Origin of the sequence: Pseudomonas anguilliseptica, from assembly GCF_900105355.1 — a bacterium.
Taxonomy (GTDB): Bacteria; Pseudomonadota; Gammaproteobacteria; order Pseudomonadales; family Pseudomonadaceae; genus Aquipseudomonas; species Aquipseudomonas anguilliseptica.
This window is the reverse complement of the sequence record NZ_FNSC01000001.1, coordinates 4,675,371-4,694,243: the sequence shown is the minus strand read 5'-3', so window position 1 is coordinate 4,694,243 and position 18,873 is coordinate 4,675,371. Positions and strand designations below refer to the sequence as shown.

Genomic DNA, 18,873 nt, shown 5'->3' with positions numbered 1-18,873 from the left:
GCGTATGGCTTACGTGAAGCTGTAGATATCCATGCCTAGCGCGCCAAGCGTGAAACCGCTGTGCTCGACCCTGAACTGCCCGCCAGCGCCTGCGGCAAAGAACAGTGGCAGCAGGTGTTCGTCGCTGGGGTGGTTGCGTTCGGCGTAAGGGGCCTGCCGGCGGTAATCGTCGAGGGCGGCGTTGTTCGGCTCGGCCAGCGTGTTCACCACCCAGTCACGGAAGGCTTGGGTCCAGGGTTTGATCTGTTCCGGTCCGGCTTGCCAGTTCAGTTCGCCCAGGTTGTGGGTGATGCTACCGGAACCGATCAACAGTACGCCCTGTGCGCGCAGGTTGGTCAGAGCCTGGCCGACCTGGCGTTGCAGGGCTGGGCCTTGCTGGCTAGGTAGCGAGACCTGCACCACGGGTATATCGGCTTGCGGGTACATCAACGACAGCGGTACCCAGGCGCCGTGATCCAGCGGTCGCTCAGCGTTGAGCTGTGCTGGCAAGTTGGCTGCGGCCAGCAGTTGGATTATTTCCGCCGCCAGCGTTGGGTTGCCAGGCGCTGGGTATTGCACTTGGTAGAGCTCGGCAGGAAAACCGCCAAAGTCATGCCAGGTTCGCGGTTGTGCCGCACTGCCTACCTGCAACTCGCGGCTTTCCCAGTGCGCCGAAACCACCACAATCGCGCGTGGCTTGGGCAATTGGCTGGCTAAGCGGGCGAGGGCTGGACCGCTGGCACCGGGTTGCAAGGCCAGCATGGGGGAGCCGTGGGAGATAAACAGGCTGGGTAATGACATGACAGACTCCTGATGGATTGCTTGCATTTTCCATCAGCCAATCTGTGCATATAAGCGCAAAAGTCTGGGTGTTTGTATCGTTTTAATAGATGGGTTTATACGGACTGAATTCCTTGGCCTTATTGGCTGTGTTACGGCAGGATCTTTGGCTGATTATCTACTGGAGGCGATATGCACGCAGAATTCTGGCAGGCGCGTTGGGCACGCAGTGAGATCGGCTTTCATCTGCCTGAGGTCAATCCCTATCTGCAGCAGTACTGGCCGGCGCTGGGTTTGCCGATTGGCGCGCGGGTGCTGGTGCCGCTGTGTGGCAAGAGCCTGGATTTGGCCTGGTTGGCGGGGCAGGGCTATCAAGTCGTCGGTGTTGAACTGGCGCAGCGTGCAGTGGAGGACTTCTTCGCCGAGCACGAGCTGCAGCCGGAGGTCAATGAAGTCGGTGCGTTCAGGCTGTATCGGGCTGGCGCTGTAGAGATCTATTGCGGTGATTTCTTTGCCCTGACGGCGCAGCAGCTTGCCGGCTGCGCCGCGCTGTATGATCGTGCGGCACTGATTGCATTGCCGCCAGAAATGCGCGCGCGTTATGTGGCCTATTTGATGCAACTTCTACCCAGCGGCTGTCAGGGGGTACTGGTGAGTCTGGACTATGAGCAGGCGCGGATGGACGGCCCGCCCTTCGCCGTTGCGGATGATGAGGTGCAGCGGCTGTTTACGCCCGATTGGCAGCTCGAGGAGCTGGCGTGCGGTGATTGCTGGGTGACAACTGGAAGTTTCTCAAGCGCGGCCTTGAACGCCTGGATGAGCGGGTCTATCGGCTGCGTAAAGACTGAATCACAGCCACAAAAAAGGGCGACTCAAGAGTCGCCCTTTTTGCTTCTGCTACTTAGCCGCGCTGACGCAGGGCTTCGATACGCACTTCCAGTGGCGGGTGAGTCATCAGCAGGCCAGCCAGGCCGCCTTTCAGGCCGCCGTTGATGCCGAAGGCGGTCAGGCTGTTAGGCATGGTCACAGGCACTTCCTGTTCAGCGCGCAGGCGTTGCAGGGCGGCGATCATCGCGCCAGTGCCGGCCAGGCGTGCACCGGCTTCGTCAGCCTTGAATTCGCGCTTACGCGAGAACCACATAACGATGATGCTGGCCAGGATGCCCAGAACAAGCTCGGCGAAGATGGTTGCCACGATGTAGCCGATACCGTGGCCCTCACCTTCGTTTTTCAGAATTACGCGGTCAACGAAGTTGCCGAAGATCCGTGCGAAGAACATCACAAAGGTGTTCACGACGCCTTGGATCAGTGCCAGGGTGACCATGTCACCGTTGGCCACGTGGCCGATTTCGTGGGCCAGTACGGCGCGCACTTCATCAGGCGAGAAACGTTCCAGCAGGCCCTGGCTGACAGCTACCAGGGCATCGTTCTTGTTCCAGCCGGTGGCGAAGGCGTTGGACTCATAGGCCGGGAAGATACCCACTTCCGGCATCTTGATCCCGGCTTCGCGGGAAAGCTCCTCCACGGTCTGCAGCAGCCACTGTTCATGACGGGTGCGTGGCTGGGTGATGATTTCGGTTTTGGTGCTCATCTTCGCCATCCACTTGGACAGCAGCAGCGAAATCAGCGAGCCGGCGAAACCGAACACGGCGCAGAAAACCAGCAGGCTGCCATAGTTCTGGCCGGTAAAGCGGTCGACCCCAAGCAACTTCAGGGTGATGCTGGCGATGATTAACACCGCAATGTTGGTGGCCAGGAACAGCATAATGCGCATCATGGTGTATTGAGACTCCTCACGGGAAAGATCTATCAGGCCGCTGAAAACCCTGTGTTGGCTGCTTCGCCTGGTTTTCAACGGCCACTATTGGTTATGACGGCTATATAAGGGCGCCCCCCAGGCACTTCAACCTGGCGACTATTTCAAACTATGTCGTTTGCGCTGTTCAGGCTGGATTCGAACAGCAGGCGGGCGACGCGTTCGCCATGGCGCTGGCCCAGTGCTTCGCGCAGCTGAAAGGCCAGGGTCGCATGTACGCGGCGCACGCTGGGCGGCAAGGCATCGCCCTCGCGCAGGGCGTGGGGCACACCGCGAGTCAGGCGCAGAAAGCCTTTTTCGCTGAGTACGGCTTGATCCAGGGCGTCGTAACCGATGGTCGAGTCGAAGCGGATATAGCCTTCCTCGGCCAGCCACAGCAGGGCGCCTAGGCAGCTTTGATGGCGTGGCGTGGGCAGGCCGAACTCGTCCGGCTCTTCGCGGCCGATCAGGTCTTCGACATACAGCGCGACTTTGCTGGGGAACGCCTGGTACAGGGTCAGCATGCCAGCGGCGGCATCCTTGTAGAAGTCGTCGATCTGCAGGTCCATGCTTAGAGCGCTCTGGCAATCAGTGTGGTGGGTAACCAGGGCAGCAGGCGGCCAATCAATGCCCAGGGCCAGCCGGGGACGTAAGCGCTGCTACTGCGTTTTTCAATATGGCGGGCGATAAGTGCGGCGCCGCGTTCAACGTCGATCAGAAAAGGACGCGGGCCGGTGCCCTGATTGATCGGTGTGTCGATGTAGCCCGGCAGGATCAGGGTGGTATCCAGGGCGGTGCGGTACAGTTCCAGCTCCAGGGACTCCATGTAGCTGATCAGTCCGGCTTTGCTGGCCGAATAACCCGCAGAAGCGGGTAGGCCGCGCTTGCCGGCCACCGAGGCGATGGCTACCAGGTGGCCGTGACCCTGTTCAAGGAACAGCTGAGTGGCCCCATCCAGGCAGGCGATGGCACCTAGCAGGTTGGTTTCCAGCGTTTGCCGGTAGCGATCAAAGCGTCCGGTCCCGGCCTGACCGGCGAGACCAATACCGGCATTGGCAATTATCCCGTCGAGCCCGCCGAGTGCATTGGCGGCCATGCCGACGGCGTCCTGACAGGCCGCGTAATCTGTTACATCCAGCGGCAACACCACCACCTTGCGCTGAAAGCGCGCCTGCAGCTCGGCGGCCAGCAGGTGCAGGCTGTCCTCGCGGCGTGCGGCCAGCGCCAGGTCGTAACCCTTGGCCGCCAACTCGCGGGCCAGGGCAGCACCGATGCCCGAACTGGCTCCGGTCAGCAGATAGCGTTTGCCCTGGCTCATGGGTTGCTCCGATTACTGTTGGTAAGTCTTGAGGAAGCTACCGATGCGGCCGATGGCCATTTCCAGCTCATCCACCCGCGGCAGGGTGACCACGCGGAAGTGATCTGGCCACGGCCAGTTGAAGGCGGTGCCCTGGACGATCAGCAGCTTTTCCGAGAGCAGCAGATCGAGGACGAATTTCTCGTCGTTATGGATCGGGCAGACTTTCGGGTCGATCTTCGGGAAGGCATACAGCGCGCCCATCGGCTTGACGCAGCTGACCCCTGGAATGTCGTTGAGCAACTCCCAGGTGCGATTGCGCTGCTCCAGCAGACGGCCTTGCGGCAGCACCAGATCATTGATGCTCTGGTAGCCGCCGAGTGCGGTCTGGATTGCATGCTGGCTCGGCACGTTGGCGCACAGGCGCATGTTAGCGAGGATGTCGATGCCTTCGATATAGCTCTGTGCGCGGTGCTTGGGCCCGGAAATCGCTACCCAGCCGGAGCGGAAACCGGCCACGCGGTAGGACTTCGACAGGCCGTTGAAGGTCAGGCAGAGCATATCTGGTGCCAGCGAGGCTGTAGAAATATGCTGGGCTTCGTCGTAGAGGATCTTGTCGTAGATCTCATCGGAGAACAGCACCAAGTTGTGCTGGCGGGCCAGTTCGACGATATCCAGTAGCACTTCTTTGGAATACACCGCACCGGTGGGGTTGTTCGGGTTGATCAGCACCAGCGCCTTGGTGTTCGGGGTGATCTTGGCCTTCATGTCGGCGATATCGGGGAACCAGCCTGCCTGCTCGTCGCACAGGTAATGCACCGGCTTGCCGCCAGCCAAAGCCACGGCTGCAGTCCACAGCGGGTAATCCGGTGCCGGGATCAGCACTTCGTCACCGTTATTGAGCAGCGCCTGCATGGCCATTACGATCAGCTCGGACACGCCGTTGCCCAGGTAGATATCCTCGATGCCAACGCCTTCCACCTGCTTCTGCTGGTAGTACTGCATCACCGCCTTGCGTGCGCTGAACAGGCCCTTGGAGTCGCTGTAACCCTGGGCGGTGGGCAGATTGCGGATCACGTCCTGGAGAATCTCTTCAGGCGCTTCGAAACCAAACGGTGCCGGGTTGCCGATGTTCAGCTTGAGGATGCGGTGACCTTCCTCTTCCAGGCGCTTGGCGTGCTTGAGCACCGGCCCGCGGATGTCGTAGCAGACGTTGGCGAGCTTGTTCGATTTGCTGAACTGCATGTAAGTGATCCCGAATGGAGAAACGTCGCTGAATTACCCTGTAAGCAGTCGCGATATGACGCGCCTTGGCAGGTTGTAACGCCGGTGACAGACTGGGGTCGAATGATACGTGGCAGCCCGACCTTGGCAAAGGTACTGGTTGGGCTTTTTTGTGCTCAGCACATCCATGTGCTTCACCCCTTCGGGGCTGCGCGCAAAAGCGCTCCTGGCGTTTTGTGCTGTGCCATCCATGGCCGCCACCTGTGCGTCTTCGTGGCTCCATTTAGGTCGTTGTCACGTGATATTGAATATCGCTTTTGGCGTTTTTATTGAGGATTCTGACCATGGACAAGCTGGAAAAACCCCTGGAAGCCTGGCGCGAAGAGCTTTCCGACGAGCAGTTTCATGTTTGCCGCCTGGGCGGCACTGAACGCGCTTTTACCGGGCAGTATCACGACAGCAAGGAACCGGGTATATACCGCTGCGCCTGCTGCCAGGCTGAGTTGTTCGACTCGGATGCCAAGTACGACTCCGGCAGCGGTTGGCCGAGTTACTTCCAGCCGGTCAGCAGTGAAGCTATCAGTAGCCTGGATGACTTCAATCACGGTATGCACCGCATCGAAGTCAAATGCGCCAAGTGTGATGCTCATCTTGGGCATGTGTTCCCCGACGGGCCAGCGCCGACGGGGCTGCGTTATTGCATCAACTCGGCATCGCTCAAGCTGGTGCCTAAGGCTTAATGCCATTGCACAGGCCCGCTATCAGCGGGCCTTATTTTGCTTTAATTAAATTGCATGCAATTTAATTGCTCGCTATCTTGCATCCACTCTTACTTATCAGGACGACCAGCATGAGCAACGCACTCTTCGATATTCCGGTTACCACCATCAAGGGCGAGCAGAAGACCCTGGCCGATTTCGGTGGGAAGGCCGTATTGGTGGTCAACACCGCCAGCAAGTGCGGTTTCACTCCGCAGTACAAAGGCTTGGAAAACGTCTGGCAACAGTACAAAGATCAAGGTCTGGTGGTGCTGGGCTTCCCCTGCAACCAGTTTGGCAAGCAGGAGCCGGGCGATGAGGGAGCGATCAGCGAATTCTGCGAGTTGAACTTCGGTGTGAGCTTCCCGCTGTTCAAGAAGGTTGATGTGAACGGCAGCGATGCCCACCCGCTGTTCGTCAACCTGAAGAAGAGCGCGCCGGGCCTGCTCGGTAGCCAGGGCATCAAGTGGAACTTCACCAAGTTTCTGCTGAGTGCCGACGGCACGGTGATCAAGCGCTTTGCCCCGACCACCAAGCCTGAAGACCTGACTGCAGAGATCGAAGCACTGCTGAAATGATCCAGGCCAGCCTGCACGTGGACGAGGGGCTACAGCTGGATAACCAGCTGTGCTTCAAACTCTACGCCGCTTCACGGGCGGTGATCCGCGCCTACAAGCCGATGCTCGATCAGCTCGGCCTGACCTATCCGCAGTATCTGGCCATGCTGGTGCTGTGGGAGTGGCAGCAGCAACCGCAACCGCCGGCGTTGCCGACGGTCAAGGCATTGGGCGAGCGCCTGTTACTGGATTCCGGCACGCTGACGCCGCTGCTCAAACGCCTTGAGCTGCAAGGCTTGTTGCAGCGTAAGCGGTCGGCCAGTGACGAGCGTGAGGTGCATCTGGCGCTGACTCCAGCCGGCGGCGCCTTGCGTGAACAGGTGCTGCCGCTGAAAAGCCAGTTGTTGTGTGAGCGCGGGGTTGATCTTGATCAGGTTGCCGTGTTGCGTAGCCAGGTGGGCGTGCTACTTGATCAGTTTATGGCGCTTAACCACTGATCGAGCAGGGCCGCCAGCTCATCCTTGCGGAAGGGCTTGGCCAGGTAGTCGTCCATTCCCGCAGCGCGGCAGCGCTCGCGCTCATCGGATAGTGCGTTGGCCGTCAGGGCGACGATCGGCAGCTCGGCGAACTCTGCTTTCTGGCGAATCCGCCGGGTGGTTTCATAGCCATCCATGACCGGCATATTGCAGTCCATCAGAATCAGATCGACAGCTTGGGTTTCCAGCAGGGTCAGGGCTTCGCCACCATGATTGGCCAGCAGCACCTCGCAGCCGAGTTTGCCCAGCATGCCCTTGGCTACCAGCTGATTGACCGGGTTGTCTTCCACCAGCAGTACGCGCGCCTGGCGGTTGCGCTGCGGCTCGCTGTGCTGTTCGGCGGCGTGCGCCTCCCCCTGACCGAGGGTGTGGCGCAGGGCCTGCAGCAGCGCCTGGCGTGACAGCGGTCGGGCCAGTTGTTCGATGGGTGAGAGTTTTTCCACCTGCTCGCTGCTGAGAAAGTTGCCGTAGGCGCTGACCAACAGGATCGGCAGGTTGCAGAGTGTGCGCAGCTCATTCAGGCGCTGTGGGCAATCGCTGATCAGCAGGTCGGCATCAAGCGTGCCCAGCGCGGCATCGGCGTCCAGGTGCTGATACTGCAGGCCCCAGCTCGGCAGCAGGCTTGCCAGCTGTTCGCTTAGCCCCGAGCTGGCCGGACTGAATCCGATAACGCGCCCGTGTAACAGGGGAAGTTGCTTAGTACTGGTCTGGCCAGGCAGCGGCAGGTCGACGCAGAAGGTGCTGCCGAAGCCTTCCCGTGTTTCCAGGCTCAACTGGCCGTGCATGGCTTCGCAAAGGCGACGCGTCAGGGTCAGACCCAGGCCGGTGCCGCCAAATTGCCGGGTGATGCCAACTCCGGCCTGGGCAAACGGATGGAAAATCCGCGCCTGGGCATCTTCAGCAATACCGATGCCGGTGTCGCGGACAATGATCCTGACGCCACTGGCCTGGGAGCTTACGCTGATATCAACGCGGCCAAAGCGGGTGAACTTCAAGGCATTGGACAGCAGATTGCTGACGATCTGCCTGACCCGCGTCGGGTCGCCGAGCAATTGGTTGGGTAGCAGTGGGTCGATCAGGCAGGTCAGTTCAACGCCCGGCGCGGCGTTTTGTGACAGCAGATTGGCGGTGTCTTCGACCATGCTGCCGAGGTCGAAGGGAATCTGTTCCAGTTCCAGCTGCCCAGCTTCAAATTTCGACAGGTCGAGAATGTCGTTGAGCAGTTCGACCAGCACCTTGCCAGAATCGTGGGCAATCGACAGCTGTTGCCGCTGTTCGTTATTCAGCGGCCCGTCCAGCGACAGCGCGAGCATGCCCAGCAGACCGTTGAGCGGGGTGCGAATCTCGTGGCTCATATTGGCGAGGAAGGCCGAGCGCGCCTGGGCCATATCCAGGGCCGTGCGTTTGGCTTGTTCCAGCTCGCGGTTTGAGTCGAGCAGGCGGCTGTTGGCGGCCTCCAACTGCTCGGTGCGAGCCGAGACCATGTCTTCCAGTTCAGCTAGGTAGCGGGTCAGCCGGGCTTCGGCTTGCTGGCGCTGCTCGATCTCGCTGGCGATGCTGCTCAGCTGGTGGTTGGTCACATCGACCAGTACGCCGATCTCGTCGCGTTCATGGTTGGGCGGATAGGGCAGCTTGGCGTTGTTGGAGCTGCGCAGGTCTCGCTCGCTTAGGGCGCGGATAAAGCCGGTCAGCGGTTTGGTCAGCATGAAATAGAACAGCACCAGCAGGATCAGCGACAGCAGCAGGCTGCGGGCGAAGCCGGTCAGCAGGGTCAGTAGCGAGCGGTTGAGGAAGTGGCTACCAAAGGCGTAGGTATCGACTTCCAGGCTCAGTTTGCCGAGGGCTTCATTGGGCGAGTGACTGACGAACAGGGCTGTTTCGAAGTGCCGGCGCTTGCCGAACATAAAATCGCTAATGACTCTGTAGCGGCTTTCCATGGCCGGGCGACTGACGCTGGCCAGCGTCAGCTGGTTGTTGTCGATGATCTGTGCGCTGATCACCGCTGGAGAACGCAGCAGCCCCAGCACCAGTTCCTGGGCCAGTTCGGCGTCGATGTTGTAGGCGATGCGTGCAGCCGGGTTGTGGCTGATTTCCATCAGTGCGTTGATCTCGCGGTTGATGGAGGCATCTTCGCTGGCATAATCGATGCCCACTTGTATCAAGCTGAGCGCCGTGCCGAGGATAAAGGCTACCAATACGGTCAGGCCGGCCTGTTTGAATGACAGGCGTTGGGTTAGCGCTATATCCATATGGGCCGGTTGTTCTCGTGTTGAGTCGCTTGCCAAGCATAGCCCATCTGTTTTGCTGGGCGGCAGTGGCAGAACGGCTCGAAAACCCTGGAGTGTGTTGTGGATTCGCGTTTAAGGAAACTCTGAAGAAGACTTCCTGATTTTGGCAAAATACCCGGATTCCACCCGTCGAGTTTTCCGATGAAGCAGATGACCTTCGCCGACGCCGAGTACGCAGGCAAGCGCAAGCAGACCCGCAAAGAGTTGTTCCTGATCGAGATGGATCGAGTAGTGCCGTGGGAAGGATTGGTCACCCTGATCGATCCGCACTACCCGAAGGGCGAAGGTGGCAGGCCCGCCTATGCGCTGATGGCGATGCTGCGTGTGCATCTGATGCAAAACTGGTTCGGTTACAGCGATCCGGCGATGGAGGAAACGCTGTACGAGACCACCATCCTGCGCCAGTTCGCCGGCTTAAGCCTGGAGCGCATTCCCGATGAAACCACCATCCTCAACTTCCGTCGCTTGCTGGAGAAACACGAGCTGGCTGCAGGCATCTTGGCCGTGATTAACGGCTACCTGGGCGACCGTGGTCTGTCACTGCGCCAGGGCACCATCGTCGATGCCACGTTGATCAATGCGCCGAGTTCGACCAAGAACAAGGACCGTAAGCGCGATCCGGAAATGCACCAAACAAAGAAGGGCAACCAGTACTACTTCGGCATGAAGGCGCACATCGGCGTGGATGACGAGTCGGGTCTGGTGCACAGCGTAGTAGGCACGGCAGCCAACGTGGCGGATGTCACCCAGGTAGACAAACTGCTGCACGGCGACGAAAACGTGGTGTGTACTGACGCAGGTTACACCGGTGTCGAAAAGCGTCCGGAGCATGAAGGTCGGAAGGTAATCTGGCAGGTGGCGGCACGCCGCAGCACCTACAGGAAGCTCGATAAGCGCAGCGGGTTATACAAAGCCAAGCGCAAGATCGAGAAGGCCAAAGCCCAAGTGCGCGCCAAGGTCGAGCATCCGTTTCGCGTGATCAAGCGCCAGTTCGGTTATGTGAAGACGCGCTTCCGTGGCCTGGCCAAAAACACCGCACAACTGGTAACGCTGTTCGCCCTGTCGAACCTGTGGATGGCCCGTCGACATTTGCTGACGAATGCAGGAGAGGTGCGCCTGTAATGTGGGAAATGACCGCTGCGAGGTGCTCGCGGCGGCCAGAAACACCGAAATGAGCGGATGACTTGATCGTTTTTGATCAGTTTTCCGCTTTCAAAATCAGCGGAGGCTGAAGTTGACCGGAAATACAGGGCTACTTCAGACCATCCTTAAGTGATTTTTTGTTGCGCGCTGAGGCTGTACTTGCCCGCTTAGAGCCCTTATTGCCGGTACAGCGTCCGGTTATCGACTGGCAGCAGAGCCTGGCGGCACGTTGGCGGCGCGATGGCCGCAGCGGCTTTCTCGCGCCGCTGCAGGTCAGTCTGGATGTGAGTCTGGATGATCTGATCGGGGTAGATCGTCAGCGTGCCCAGTTGGCGCGCAATACCCAGCAGTTTATCCAGGAATTGCCGGCCAACCACGCGTTGCTCTGGGGCGCGCGCGGTACGGGTAAGTCATCGCTGGTGCGGGCATTATTGACCGAGCATGCGGCAGCGGGGCTGCGCCTGGTTGAGATCGAGCGTGATCATCTGGCCGATCTGCCGCGAATTGTCGAGCAGCTGAGCGAGCTACCGCAGCGTTTCGTGCTGTTCTGCGATGACCTGTCGTTCGAGGCCGGCGAGGGCGATTACCGCATGCTGAAAACCGTGCTCGATGGCTCCCTGGAGCGCGCGCCGGACAATATGCTGCTGTATGCCACCTCCAACCGTCGCCATCTGCTGCCGGAGAAGCAGAGCGACAACGAAAACTGGCAGCGAGTCGATGGTGAACTGCATCCCAATGAGGCGGTGGAAGACAAGATTGCGCTGTCCGACCGCTTTGGCCTGTGGCTGTCGTTCTACCCTTTCACTCAGGAGCATTTCCTCGACGTGGTCCGCCACTGGGTCGGGGTGCATGCCGCGCAGGCCGGCTTGGCTTGGCAGTGGCACGATGAGCTGGAAAAGGCTGCGATACGCTGGGCCTTGGGGCGTGGCAATAGTAATGGGCGCTGCGCCTATCAATTCGCCCGCGACTGGGTGGGGCTGCAACTACTGAGCAAGCACGATGATTGATCTACAACAAAGCGGGCAGGGGCTCGACGGCTATCCACTGCTGGTGGCGCAACTTCAGGCGCTGTTGGCCGGGGAGCGCGACTTTATTGCCAATGCAGCGTAGTTTTCGGCGTTTCTGTTTCAGGAGCTGAGCGACCTGAACTGGGTGGGATTCTATCTGGCCCGTGGCGAGGAACTGGTGCTTGGGCCTTTTCAGGGTAAAGTGGCCTGCGTGCGGATTCCGTTCGGTCGCGGTGTCTGCGGCGCCGCTGCGGCGACTGGGCAGACCCAGCGAGTCGATGATGTGCATGCCTTTGCCGGGCATATCGCTTGCGACAGTGCATCCAATAGCGAGCTGGTGGTGCCGCTGTTCAAGGACGGCCGCTTGCTCGGTGTGCTGGATCTCGACAGTCCGTCGCTGGCGCGGTTTAGCGCAGCGGATCAGGCCGGTATCGAGCGGCTGATTGAGGTGTTTGTCGAGCTGACGGATTGCTGAGCCGCTCATCAACGTAAGGTAAAAAGCCCGGCAATTGCCGGGCTTTTTATTGGGGGCAGCGATTACTCAGGCTTTGGCGGCCATCTTGGCGAGCATCTTCAGCTCGCCGGGCAACACAGTCTGCACCGAGTCCCGCGCGGTGATTCGCGCATAGTGCGCACTCAGGTTGGGCCAGCGCTGTGCATCTAGTTGCTCGCCGCCATGTTGCATATTGATCAGCTGGCAAGCCAGAGCCAGGTCGGCCAGGGTCAGGCTATCGCCGACCAGATAGTCGGCTGAGCCGAGGGTCTGCTCCAGGTAGTCGAAATGCGCCGGCAGCTTTTCGTGCAGGGCTTTCTGCACTGCGGCTTCGTCGCAGCTCTGGCCCATGCTGGGCTTCAGTGCGCGGTTGCGAAATACACTGAAGGTGCACAGCGGAGCCAGTTCATAGTCGGCATACTTCTCCAGCCAACGTACCCGCGCGCATTGTTCGGCACTCTGTCCAAGCAGGGAGGGGCGCTCGGGGTGTTTGTCGTCCAGGTATTGGCAGATCACGCTGGAGTCGGCGAGGGTGAAATCGCCATCCCTCATGGCCGGAATACGCCCTAGCGGGCTCAGCTCGCGATACCAGGTCGGCTGGCCGAACGGCAGGATGATTTCCAGCTGATAGTCCATGTTCTTTTCAGCCAGAAACAGGCGAACCTTACGGACGAAGGGCGACAGCGGGGCACCATAAACAGTCAGGCTCATGCACGGCACTCGTAGGCAGGGCGATAGCGCGCAAGTCGCGCGCTGGCAGGGTTAGTCGTAGATGTTCTTCTTCTTCCACTCGTCATCGCCGAGAGATTCAAGGCCTGCGTCCAGTTCGCTGGGTTGGTCGGGGGCGGGCTTGCTGCTTTCAAGAACCATGGCGTTGGCGCGGGCTAGTTGCTCTTCGAATTTCTTCAGGGCGTTCTGGTAAGGGGTGGGGTCGGGTTGTTTGCGCAGGTATTGCACGCCGCGCTCGAACGCCAGGCGCGCCTGGCCTGGCTGGTTCTGCTGCAAGGCCTGCTGGCCGAGGTTACCGAAAAATTCGATATGCACCTGGGTCAGCATATGGCGCACTTCTTTGAGCCATTGCTTGGCCTCGTTGGCCGGGATAATCCCGTCTTTGGCGCAGCGGGTCAGTTGGCCATGAAGGTTTTCCAGCTGAAAACGCACTTCCTTGGCTTTGGCTTCATTGAGGATGGGTTGCGGCGGATTGCTTACGGCAATCGATTCGCCTTGGGCGATCAGTTTGCGCAGTTCTTCAATACGCGCCTTGAGGGCGTTATTGCCCTTTTCCAAAGGCAGCATGCGTTCACTGAAGTGCAATTGCAGGCGACTGAGCATCAGCTTCAGTGCCGGGGTCATCAACTGTCCGGGGAGGGCTTCGGCGAGGTCCGTGCAGCGGCGCAGGCGATCATTGAGGTCAGCCTTGATGCGCGCCTTCTCCAGTTTGTTGTTCTCGACCATATGATTGATGTAGGCAATGGCGATCAACGCGATGATGCCAGAAACAATCAATATGGTAATCACGAGTGGGGACATGGGGGGAGCCTCTCGATCACCAGTTTTCGTCCGAGTGTAGTGCCTTAGTCGGGAGGCTGATAGAGCTGCCTCACATTCGCAGCTGAAGTCGTTGATTTATAAAAATTTTTACACAGAGGTTGACGGGCCTTTCAAGGCTCCATAGAATGCGCGCCACTTCGTAGCGCAATGCCTCACGGCAAAACGTGTAGGAGCCGGATAGAAGTTGTAGTTTCCGGGCTGCGTCCCCTTCGTCTAGTGGCCTAGGACACCGCCCTTTCACGGCGGTAACAGGGGTTCGAGTCCCCTAGGGGACGCCACTTCTTTATGAAGTGTGCTGCTGAAAACCAAGTTGTATGCGGGAATAGCTCAGTTGGTAGAGCACGACCTTGCCAAGGTCGGGGTCGCGAGTTCGAGTCTCGTTTCCCGCTCCAAATTAAGGTGATCTGCTCCGGCAGGTAGCCGAAAAGTTCCAAGGTCCCCTTCGTCTAGTGGCCTAGGACACCGCCCTTTCACGGCGGTAACAGGGGTTCGAGTCCCCTAGGGGACGCCATTTTTGTTGTACCAAGTTGTATGCGGGAATAGCTCAGTTGGTAGAGCACGACCTTGCCAAGGTCGGGGTCGCGAGTTCGAGTCTCGTTTCCCGCTCCATTTTCTTTCGATAGAAAGCATCGAAAACGCCGCTCACTGAGCGGCGTTTTCGTTTCTGCTGTTTTTAGTGCCTACAAAAAAGCCCGCCGGTTATGCCGTGCGGGCTTTTCTATTTTGGGCTGTGGCTTAGTGTGTGCCACCCTGAGCGGGCATGCTCAGCAGCTGTTTTTCCTGATTCCAGTCGAAGGGCTCGTCATTTTCTTCGGCGTAGAAGCGGCGTTCTTCGAGGGCCTGGTACATCTCGATTTCTTCGTCCGGCATGAAGTGCAGGCAATCACCGCCGAAGAACCACAGCAGGTCACGCGGTACCAGGTGGGCGATCTGCGGGTAGCGTTGGAATATCTGGCTGATCAGGTCCTGGCCCAGGTAGAGGCTGGCTTCCGGGTCGCTCGGCAGGTCGCTGAGCAGCTCGTCGTAGCGCTCCAGGTACATGGCGTGGCTGTCATCGAGAATCTGCTCGGCTTCGCCCAGGGCGACCAGGATGGTGCGCAGGTGCTGCAGCAGAGTGAGGTGATGGTCGATGTGGGTGTTGGCCATGGGGCAATCCTGTAGGTAAAACGGGCGCGCCAGTATAAGGCTCGCGTCGCCCGCTGTCCCGTCGGTTTAACGGACCTTGCCGGAGCCCAAGGTCAGTTCCTCCTTGGCGAAGTCGTCGACATCAATCACCACCCGGCGTGCGGCTTCGGCCTGTTGCAGGCTGTGCGCTTCATCGGCGCTGAGCACTCCAGCAGTCAGCGCGGCATCGATCAGGCTTTGGCCTGGCAGTTCCTGTACCTGGCCGGCCTTGACGGCCTTGTGCAGTTTCTTCTGCAGGCCCTGTACGTCCTGCAGCAGGTTCATCGCATATTGCAGAGCCCCCACGGGGTCCTGTTCAGCTTGTGGGCGGTAGCAGCCTTCGAGCAGTTCCTCCAGTGCGGGGTCGCCGCTGTTACGGCCGATAATGCTAGCCACTTCGGCGTCCAGTTTGTCGCTTGGGCCTTTGTGACGGCGGCCCAGCGGCAGTACCAGCAGGCGCAGGGCGCAACCGAGCAGTTTGCTGGGGAAGTTGCTGAGCAGTTCTTCCAGCGCCTGTTCGGCCTTGCCCAGGCTTTCCTCCACAGCCCAGCGCAGCATGGGCTGTGAATGCTCGGGGTAACCGAGGTCGTGGTAGCGCTTGAGCGCCGCCGAAGCCAGGTACAGGTGGCTGAGTACATCACCCAGGCGCGCCGATAGGCGTTCGCGGCGTTTCAGTTCGCCGCCGAGCAACATCATGCTGGTGTCAGCGAGTAGGGCAAAGGACGCGGCCAAGCGGTTGAGTGCGCGGAAATAAGGGCGGCTGATGCGATCGCCAGGTACCTGGCTGAAAACGCCAAAGCCGAGGCTGAGCAGCAGGCTGCTGGCGGCGTTGCTGACGGCAAAGCCGATATGCAGCAGCAGTGCATCGAACTCCTGCAGTGCCTGGTCCTGATCCTCGCGGCTGGCCAGGGCCATTTCCTTGAGTACGTAGGGGTGGCAGCGAATCGCGCCCTGACCAAAGATCATCAGGTTGCGCGAGAGGATATTGGCCCCCTCCACGGTGATAAAGATCGGCGCACCTTGCCACGAGCGGGCCAGGTAGTTGTTCGGGCCCATGACGATGCCTTTGCCGCCGTGTACGTCCATGGCGTGGCTGATGCATTCGCGGCCGCGTTCGGTCAGGTGGTACTTGAGAATGGCCGAGAGCACCGAGGGCTTCTCGCCCAGATCCACCGCATTGGCCGTGAGGATACGTGCGCTGTCCATCAGCCAGGCGTTACCGCCAATGCGCGCGAGGGCTTCCTGAATGCCTTCGAAGGCAAACAGCGGCGCAGTGAACAGATTGCGGCGTTGCTCGGGCAGCAGCAGTGGCAAGCCCACGGCCAGCAGAAACAGCCAGAACAGCCCCATCAGCCAGGCGGGGGCATGGCTGAACATGCCCATCAAAACCAGAAAGCCGGCCACCAGGCCAAGTGCGGGTAGGGGAGCGGTACGCCGGTGAGCGAGAAAAGCCGTGCCGAGCAGCAGGGCGAGTAACCAGAGAGCGAGCATGCAGAATCCTCCATGATGACAATGCGTGTGTACGCACCATCACGAGCGTAGTCGTCATTGATGGCGACAAGAGCGGTGAGCTTGGCCGAATCGTCGTGACATTGGCCGGAGCCGCGTCGTTAGACTGGATTCTCAGTTATGGAGAAACCCCGATGCGTGAATACCTCGAGCCCGGCCGCTTCATCGATAGTGACCACCCCGCGCTGGTGGAGTTCGCAGAAAAGTTTCGTGGCGCCAGTCGAGAACCGCGCGAACAGGCCGTCAGCCTGTACTACGCGGTACGTGATGAAATTCGCTACAACCCCTATGTATTTAGCCGCGACGCTGACACGCTGAAGGCCAGCCATGCATCGCAGGCAGGGGAGAGTTACTGCGTGCCCAAGGCCACTTTGCTCGCCGCCTGCGCCCGCCATTGCGGTATCCCGGCGCGCATCGGTCTGGCCGATGTGCGTAATCATCTGGCCACTCCACGGCTGCTGGAAATGCTCCGCAGTGAAGTGTTCGCCATGCATGGCTACACCGAGTTGTTTCTCGACGACCGTTGGGTCAAGGCTACGCCGGCGTTCAATTTGGCGCTGTGTCGGGTATTCAAGGTGGCGCCGCTGGAGTTCGATGGCCTGAGTGACAGCGTATTTCACCCGTTCAATCAGCAGGGCGAACGCTATATGGAATACTTGCATGACCACGGCCAGTTTGCCGATGTGCCGGAGCAGCTGTTCTTCGGTCATCTGGCCGCTTGCTACCCACATCTGTTTGCCGATGACGCGTTGTTGATCAGTGGCGACTTCGCCGCTGAGGCCGTGCCTGGATGATTTATCGACAGGGTTGATAAGCACCATCGGCAACTGCCGGGTTTAATCTGCACCTGGCGCTGGTAGGCTGCTGCCCAGTCGCGGGGGCGGCAGTTTTGCGCAAAGATGCTGTGGTGGAGAGGTTCCAGACGCTAGACTTGGGCCACTTCGCGCGTAGGCGCAGCCCTCTCGAATTTCTTTTATCTGATCAGGTGTGCGCATTTTTATGAGTACCGCTCTGTCCATTCGCCAGTTGACCAAGACCTATGGCAACGGCTTCCAGGCGCTGCACGGCATAGACCTGGAAGTGGCTGAAGGTGATTTCTTCGCCTTGCTCGGTCCCAACGGTGCCGGCAAATCCACCACCATTGGCATTCTGTCCACCCTGGTGACCAAAAGCAGCGGCACGGTCAATGTGTTCGGCCATGACCTGGACCAGCAGCCCTCGGCGCTCAAGCGCTGCTTGGGCGTGGTGCCGCAGGAGTTCAATTTCAACCAGTTCGAAAAGGCCTTCGACATCGTCGTAACCCAGGCTGGTTACTACGGTATCCCGGCAAAAATCGCCAAGGAACGCGCCGAGCAGTACCTCAACCAGCTTGGCCTGTGGGGCAAGCACAATGTGCCGTCACGCGAGCTGTCCGGCGGGATGAAACGCCGCTTGATGATCGCCCGCGCGCTGGTGCATCAGCCGCGTTTGTTGATTCTCGATGAGCCGACTGCCGGGGTTGACATCGAACTGCGCCGCTCGATGTGGAGCTTTCTCACCGACCTGAACGAGCAGGGCATCACCATCATTCTCACCACCCACTACCTGGAAGAGGCCGAACAGCTGTGCCGCAATATCGGCATCATCGACCACGGACGGATTGTCGAGAACACCAGCATGAAGGACCTGCTGAAGAAGCTGCATGTGGAAACCTTCCTGCTCGACCTCAAGGAGTCGCTGCTGGTCGCGCCGCAACTGATTGGCTACCCGGCGCAGCTGCTCGACGGGCATATCCTGGAAGTGCAGGTGGACAAGGCTCAGGGCATTACCGAGTTGTTCCGCCAGCTGGCCTTGCAGAACATCGAGGTACTCAGCTTGCGCAATAAAACCAACCGTCTGGAGGAGCTGTTTGTCTCTCTGGTCGAGAAGAATCTGGCGAAGGTGGCGGTATGAGCACGGCTTATCTGAATTCCGAATTCACCGCCAACATGGTCGCGCTGCGCACCATCGTCTACCGCGAAATCCGCCGTTTTACCCGCATCTGGCCACAGACCCTGCTGCCGCCGGCAATCACCATGGTTCTGTACTTCGTGATCTTCGGCAACCTGATCGGCAGCCAGATCGGCGACATGGGTGGCTTCACCTATATGGAGTACATCGTGCCAGGGCTGATCATGATGTCGGTGATCACCAACTCCTACGGCAACGTGGTATCGAGCTTCTTCGGCAGCAAGTTCCAGCGCTCCATCGAGGAGTTGATGGTCTCGCCTGTGTCGCCGCATATCATCCTCACCGGTTACGTGATCGGTGGCGTGCTGCGCGGTCTGGCGGTGGGGTTTATCGTCACCTTGCTGTCGCTGTTCTTCACTCACTTGCAGGTTCATCACCTCGGTGTGACGGTGCTGGTGGTGCTGCTGACGGCGACCATCTTCTCCCTTGGCGGCTTTATCAACGCCGTGTATGCGCGCAATTTTGATGATATTTCGATCATCCCGACCTTTGTGCTGACTCCCCTGACCTACCTGGGCGGGGTGTTCTATTCGATCAGCCTGTTGCCGCAGTTCTGGCAGACGGTGTCGCTGGCCAACCCGGTGCTGCATATGGTCAACGCTTTCCGTTATGGCATTCTCGGTGTTTCCGATATCCGCATCGGTGTGGCCATCGCCTTTATGTTGGTTGCCACCGCTGTGCTGTATGCCGTGTGCATCCGCTTGCTGGTTAGCGGTCGGGGCATGCGCCAGTAACCGGACAGCCAATATCGGGAAACATTTTTAACGGCTGATCTGTGCGGCTCGGCCGTTAGACTCGGCCTC

General features: G+C 59.5%; 17 protein-coding genes, 4 tRNA genes and 3 pseudogenes. 14 read left to right on the top strand and 10 right to left on the bottom strand.

Annotated features, from left to right (window positions below):
- Positions 1-9: 9 nt before the first annotated feature.
- Positions 10-780, bottom strand: a complete 771-nt coding sequence (locus tag BLW24_RS22900; protein ID WP_090387178.1) for a DODA-type extradiol aromatic ring-opening family dioxygenase — start codon at positions 778-780, stop codon at positions 10-12.
- Between the two features lie 171 nt (positions 781-951).
- Here BLW24_RS22900 and BLW24_RS22895 point away from each other — a divergent pair.
- Positions 952-1,607: pseudogene (locus BLW24_RS22895) on the top strand (thiopurine S-methyltransferase).
- 53 nt (positions 1,608-1,660) lie between these two features.
- Here BLW24_RS22895 and htpX read toward each other — a convergent pair.
- The 4 genes from htpX to BLW24_RS22875 all read right to left on the bottom strand — a co-directional run bounded on the left by htpX (position 1,661) and on the right by BLW24_RS22875 (position 5,096).
- On the bottom strand, positions 1,661-2,536 hold the full coding sequence (gene htpX, locus BLW24_RS22890; protein ID WP_090387176.1) for a protease HtpX: 876 nt from the start codon (positions 2,534-2,536) through the stop codon (positions 1,661-1,663).
- Between the two features lie 143 nt (positions 2,537-2,679).
- Positions 2,680-3,123, bottom strand: a complete 444-nt coding sequence (locus BLW24_RS22885) for a hypothetical protein (RefSeq protein WP_090387174.1) — start codon at positions 3,121-3,123, stop codon at positions 2,680-2,682.
- A gap of 2 nt (positions 3,124-3,125) precedes the next feature.
- Positions 3,126-3,872 (bottom strand): SDR family NAD(P)-dependent oxidoreductase, encoded by a 747-nt coding sequence (locus BLW24_RS22880; protein ID WP_090387171.1) that lies wholly within the window; start codon positions 3,870-3,872, stop codon positions 3,126-3,128.
- Positions 3,873-3,884: 12 nt separating this feature from the next.
- Entirely contained in the window at positions 3,885-5,096 is a 1,212-nt protein-coding gene (locus tag BLW24_RS22875) for a pyridoxal phosphate-dependent aminotransferase (RefSeq protein WP_090387169.1), read from the bottom strand.
- 323 nt (positions 5,097-5,419) lie between these two features.
- On the opposite strand from BLW24_RS22875, the gene msrB reads away from it, so the two are divergent.
- The 3 genes from msrB to BLW24_RS22860 all read left to right on the top strand — a co-directional run bounded on the left by msrB (position 5,420) and on the right by BLW24_RS22860 (position 6,887).
- Positions 5,420-5,815 carry a peptide-methionine (R)-S-oxide reductase MsrB gene (gene msrB / locus BLW24_RS22870; RefSeq protein ID WP_090387167.1) on the top strand — a complete coding sequence of 132 codons (396 nt, stop codon included), beginning with the start codon at positions 5,420-5,422 and terminating at the stop codon, positions 5,813-5,815.
- A 110-nt stretch (positions 5,816-5,925) separates the two neighbouring features.
- Positions 5,926-6,411, top strand: coding sequence for a glutathione peroxidase (locus tag BLW24_RS22865; RefSeq protein ID WP_090387165.1), 486 nt, complete (start codon positions 5,926-5,928; stop codon positions 6,409-6,411).
- Positions 6,408-6,887: a MarR family winged helix-turn-helix transcriptional regulator gene (locus tag BLW24_RS22860; RefSeq protein WP_090387163.1), complete on the top strand. Its 480-nt coding sequence runs from the start codon at positions 6,408-6,410 to the stop codon at positions 6,885-6,887. Before BLW24_RS22865 ends, BLW24_RS22860 begins: the two co-directional genes overlap by 4 nt.
- Here BLW24_RS22860 and BLW24_RS22855 read toward each other — a convergent pair.
- A complete protein-coding gene (locus BLW24_RS22855; RefSeq protein ID WP_090387161.1) occupies positions 6,863-9,175 on the bottom strand; it encodes a response regulator in 2,313 nt (770 codons plus the stop codon). The two genes, BLW24_RS22860 and BLW24_RS22855, sit on opposite strands and share 25 nt — an antisense overlap.
- 180 nt (positions 9,176-9,355) lie before the next feature.
- Between BLW24_RS22855 and BLW24_RS22850 the strand changes: the two genes are divergently transcribed.
- The 3 genes and pseudogenes from BLW24_RS22850 to BLW24_RS22840 all read left to right on the top strand — a co-directional run bounded on the left by BLW24_RS22850 (position 9,356) and on the right by BLW24_RS22840 (position 11,839).
- The gene (locus BLW24_RS22850; protein ID WP_090375570.1) at positions 9,356-10,336 is read left to right on the top strand and encodes an IS5 family transposase; all 981 of its coding nucleotides are present in this window, start codon (positions 9,356-9,358) and stop codon (positions 10,334-10,336) included.
- 122 nt (positions 10,337-10,458) lie between these two features.
- Positions 10,459-11,364, top strand: a complete 906-nt coding sequence (locus BLW24_RS22845) for an ATP-binding protein (RefSeq protein WP_090387159.1) — start codon at positions 10,459-10,461, stop codon at positions 11,362-11,364.
- Positions 11,357-11,839 (top strand): annotated as a pseudogene (locus BLW24_RS22840) (GAF domain-containing protein). The gene BLW24_RS22845 and the pseudogene BLW24_RS22840 overlap by 8 nt, the downstream one beginning before the upstream one ends.
- 66 nt (positions 11,840-11,905) lie before the next feature.
- Here the strand turns inward: BLW24_RS22840 and BLW24_RS22835 are convergent.
- Together BLW24_RS22835 and BLW24_RS22830 are read right to left on the bottom strand one after the other, a co-directional pair.
- Entirely contained in the window at positions 11,906-12,568 is a 663-nt protein-coding gene (locus BLW24_RS22835) for a glutathione S-transferase family protein (RefSeq protein WP_090387157.1), read from the bottom strand.
- Between the two features lie 51 nt (positions 12,569-12,619).
- Positions 12,620-13,387, bottom strand: a complete 768-nt coding sequence (locus BLW24_RS22830) for a hypothetical protein (RefSeq protein ID WP_090387154.1) — start codon at positions 13,385-13,387, stop codon at positions 12,620-12,622.
- Between the two features lie 223 nt (positions 13,388-13,610).
- Between BLW24_RS22830 and BLW24_RS22825 the strand changes: the two genes are divergently transcribed.
- From BLW24_RS22825 to BLW24_RS22810, 4 genes are all read left to right on the top strand, one after another.
- A tRNA-Glu gene (locus tag BLW24_RS22825) sits at positions 13,611-13,686 on the top strand.
- A 38-nt stretch (positions 13,687-13,724) separates the two neighbouring features.
- Positions 13,725-13,800 (top strand) — tRNA-Gly (locus BLW24_RS22820).
- Positions 13,801-13,843: 43 nt separating this feature from the next.
- Positions 13,844-13,919 (top strand) — tRNA-Glu (locus BLW24_RS22815).
- Positions 13,920-13,941: 22 nt separating this feature from the next.
- Positions 13,942-14,017: transfer RNA gene (locus tag BLW24_RS22810), tRNA-Gly, on the top strand.
- Positions 14,018-14,143: 126 nt separating this feature from the next.
- Here BLW24_RS22810 and BLW24_RS22805 read toward each other — a convergent pair.
- Entirely contained in the window at positions 14,144-14,554 is a 411-nt protein-coding gene (locus BLW24_RS22805) for a PA2817 family protein (RefSeq protein ID WP_090387152.1), read from the bottom strand.
- A 66-nt stretch (positions 14,555-14,620) separates the two neighbouring features.
- Positions 14,621-15,925, bottom strand: a pseudogene (locus tag BLW24_RS22800) (acyl-CoA dehydrogenase domain-containing protein); the annotation flags it as partial.
- Positions 15,926-16,215: 290 nt separating this feature from the next.
- Between BLW24_RS22800 and BLW24_RS22795 the strand changes: the two are divergent.
- The 3 genes from BLW24_RS22795 (at position 16,216) to BLW24_RS22785 (ending at position 18,804) form a co-directional block, all read left to right on the top strand.
- Positions 16,216-16,875: a transglutaminase-like domain-containing protein gene (locus BLW24_RS22795; protein WP_090387150.1), complete on the top strand. Its 660-nt coding sequence runs from the start codon at positions 16,216-16,218 to the stop codon at positions 16,873-16,875.
- A gap of 205 nt (positions 16,876-17,080) precedes the next feature.
- Positions 17,081-18,013 (top strand): ABC transporter ATP-binding protein, encoded by a 933-nt coding sequence (locus BLW24_RS22790; RefSeq protein WP_090387852.1) that lies wholly within the window; start codon positions 17,081-17,083, stop codon positions 18,011-18,013.
- 11 nt (positions 18,014-18,024) lie between these two features.
- Complete coding sequence (locus BLW24_RS22785; protein WP_090387851.1) at positions 18,025-18,804, top strand: ABC transporter permease; 780 nt, start codon at positions 18,025-18,027, stop codon at positions 18,802-18,804.
- The last annotated feature ends 69 nt before the right edge of the window (positions 18,805-18,873 follow it).

Bases quoted from the DNA above. Each gene is read 5' to 3' on its own strand.
- htpX (WP_090387176.1), bottom strand. From the start codon at position 2,536: ATGATGCGCATTATGCTGTTCCTGGCCACCAACATTGCGGTGTTAATC.
- BLW24_RS22900 (WP_090387178.1), bottom strand. From the start codon at position 780: ATGTCATTACCCAGCCTGTTTATCTCCCACGGCTCCCCCATGCTGGCC.
- BLW24_RS22855 (WP_090387161.1), bottom strand. From the start codon at position 9,175: ATGGATATAGCGCTAACCCAACGCCTGTCATTCAAACAGGCCGGCCTG.
- BLW24_RS22875 (WP_090387169.1), bottom strand. From the start codon at position 5,096: ATGCAGTTCAGCAAATCGAACAAGCTCGCCAACGTCTGCTACGACATC.
- BLW24_RS22795 (WP_090387150.1), top strand. From the start codon at position 16,216: ATGCGTGAATACCTCGAGCCCGGCCGCTTCATCGATAGTGACCACCCC.
- BLW24_RS22805 (WP_090387152.1), bottom strand. From the start codon at position 14,554: ATGGCCAACACCCACATCGACCATCACCTCACTCTGCTGCAGCACCTG.
- BLW24_RS22885 (WP_090387174.1), bottom strand. From the start codon at position 3,123: ATGGACCTGCAGATCGACGACTTCTACAAGGATGCCGCCGCTGGCATG.
- BLW24_RS22830 (WP_090387154.1), bottom strand. From the start codon at position 13,387: ATGTCCCCACTCGTGATTACCATATTGATTGTTTCTGGCATCATCGCG.
- BLW24_RS22850 (WP_090375570.1), top strand. From the start codon at position 9,356: ATGAAGCAGATGACCTTCGCCGACGCCGAGTACGCAGGCAAGCGCAAG.
- BLW24_RS22860 (WP_090387163.1), top strand. From the start codon at position 6,408: ATGATCCAGGCCAGCCTGCACGTGGACGAGGGGCTACAGCTGGATAAC.
- BLW24_RS22880 (WP_090387171.1), bottom strand. From the start codon at position 3,872: ATGAGCCAGGGCAAACGCTATCTGCTGACCGGAGCCAGTTCGGGCATC.
- BLW24_RS22865 (WP_090387165.1), top strand. From the start codon at position 5,926: ATGAGCAACGCACTCTTCGATATTCCGGTTACCACCATCAAGGGCGAG.
- msrB (WP_090387167.1), top strand. From the start codon at position 5,420: ATGGACAAGCTGGAAAAACCCCTGGAAGCCTGGCGCGAAGAGCTTTCC.
- BLW24_RS22835 (WP_090387157.1), bottom strand. From the start codon at position 12,568: ATGAGCCTGACTGTTTATGGTGCCCCGCTGTCGCCCTTCGTCCGTAAG.
- BLW24_RS22790 (WP_090387852.1), top strand. From the start codon at position 17,081: ATGAGTACCGCTCTGTCCATTCGCCAGTTGACCAAGACCTATGGCAAC.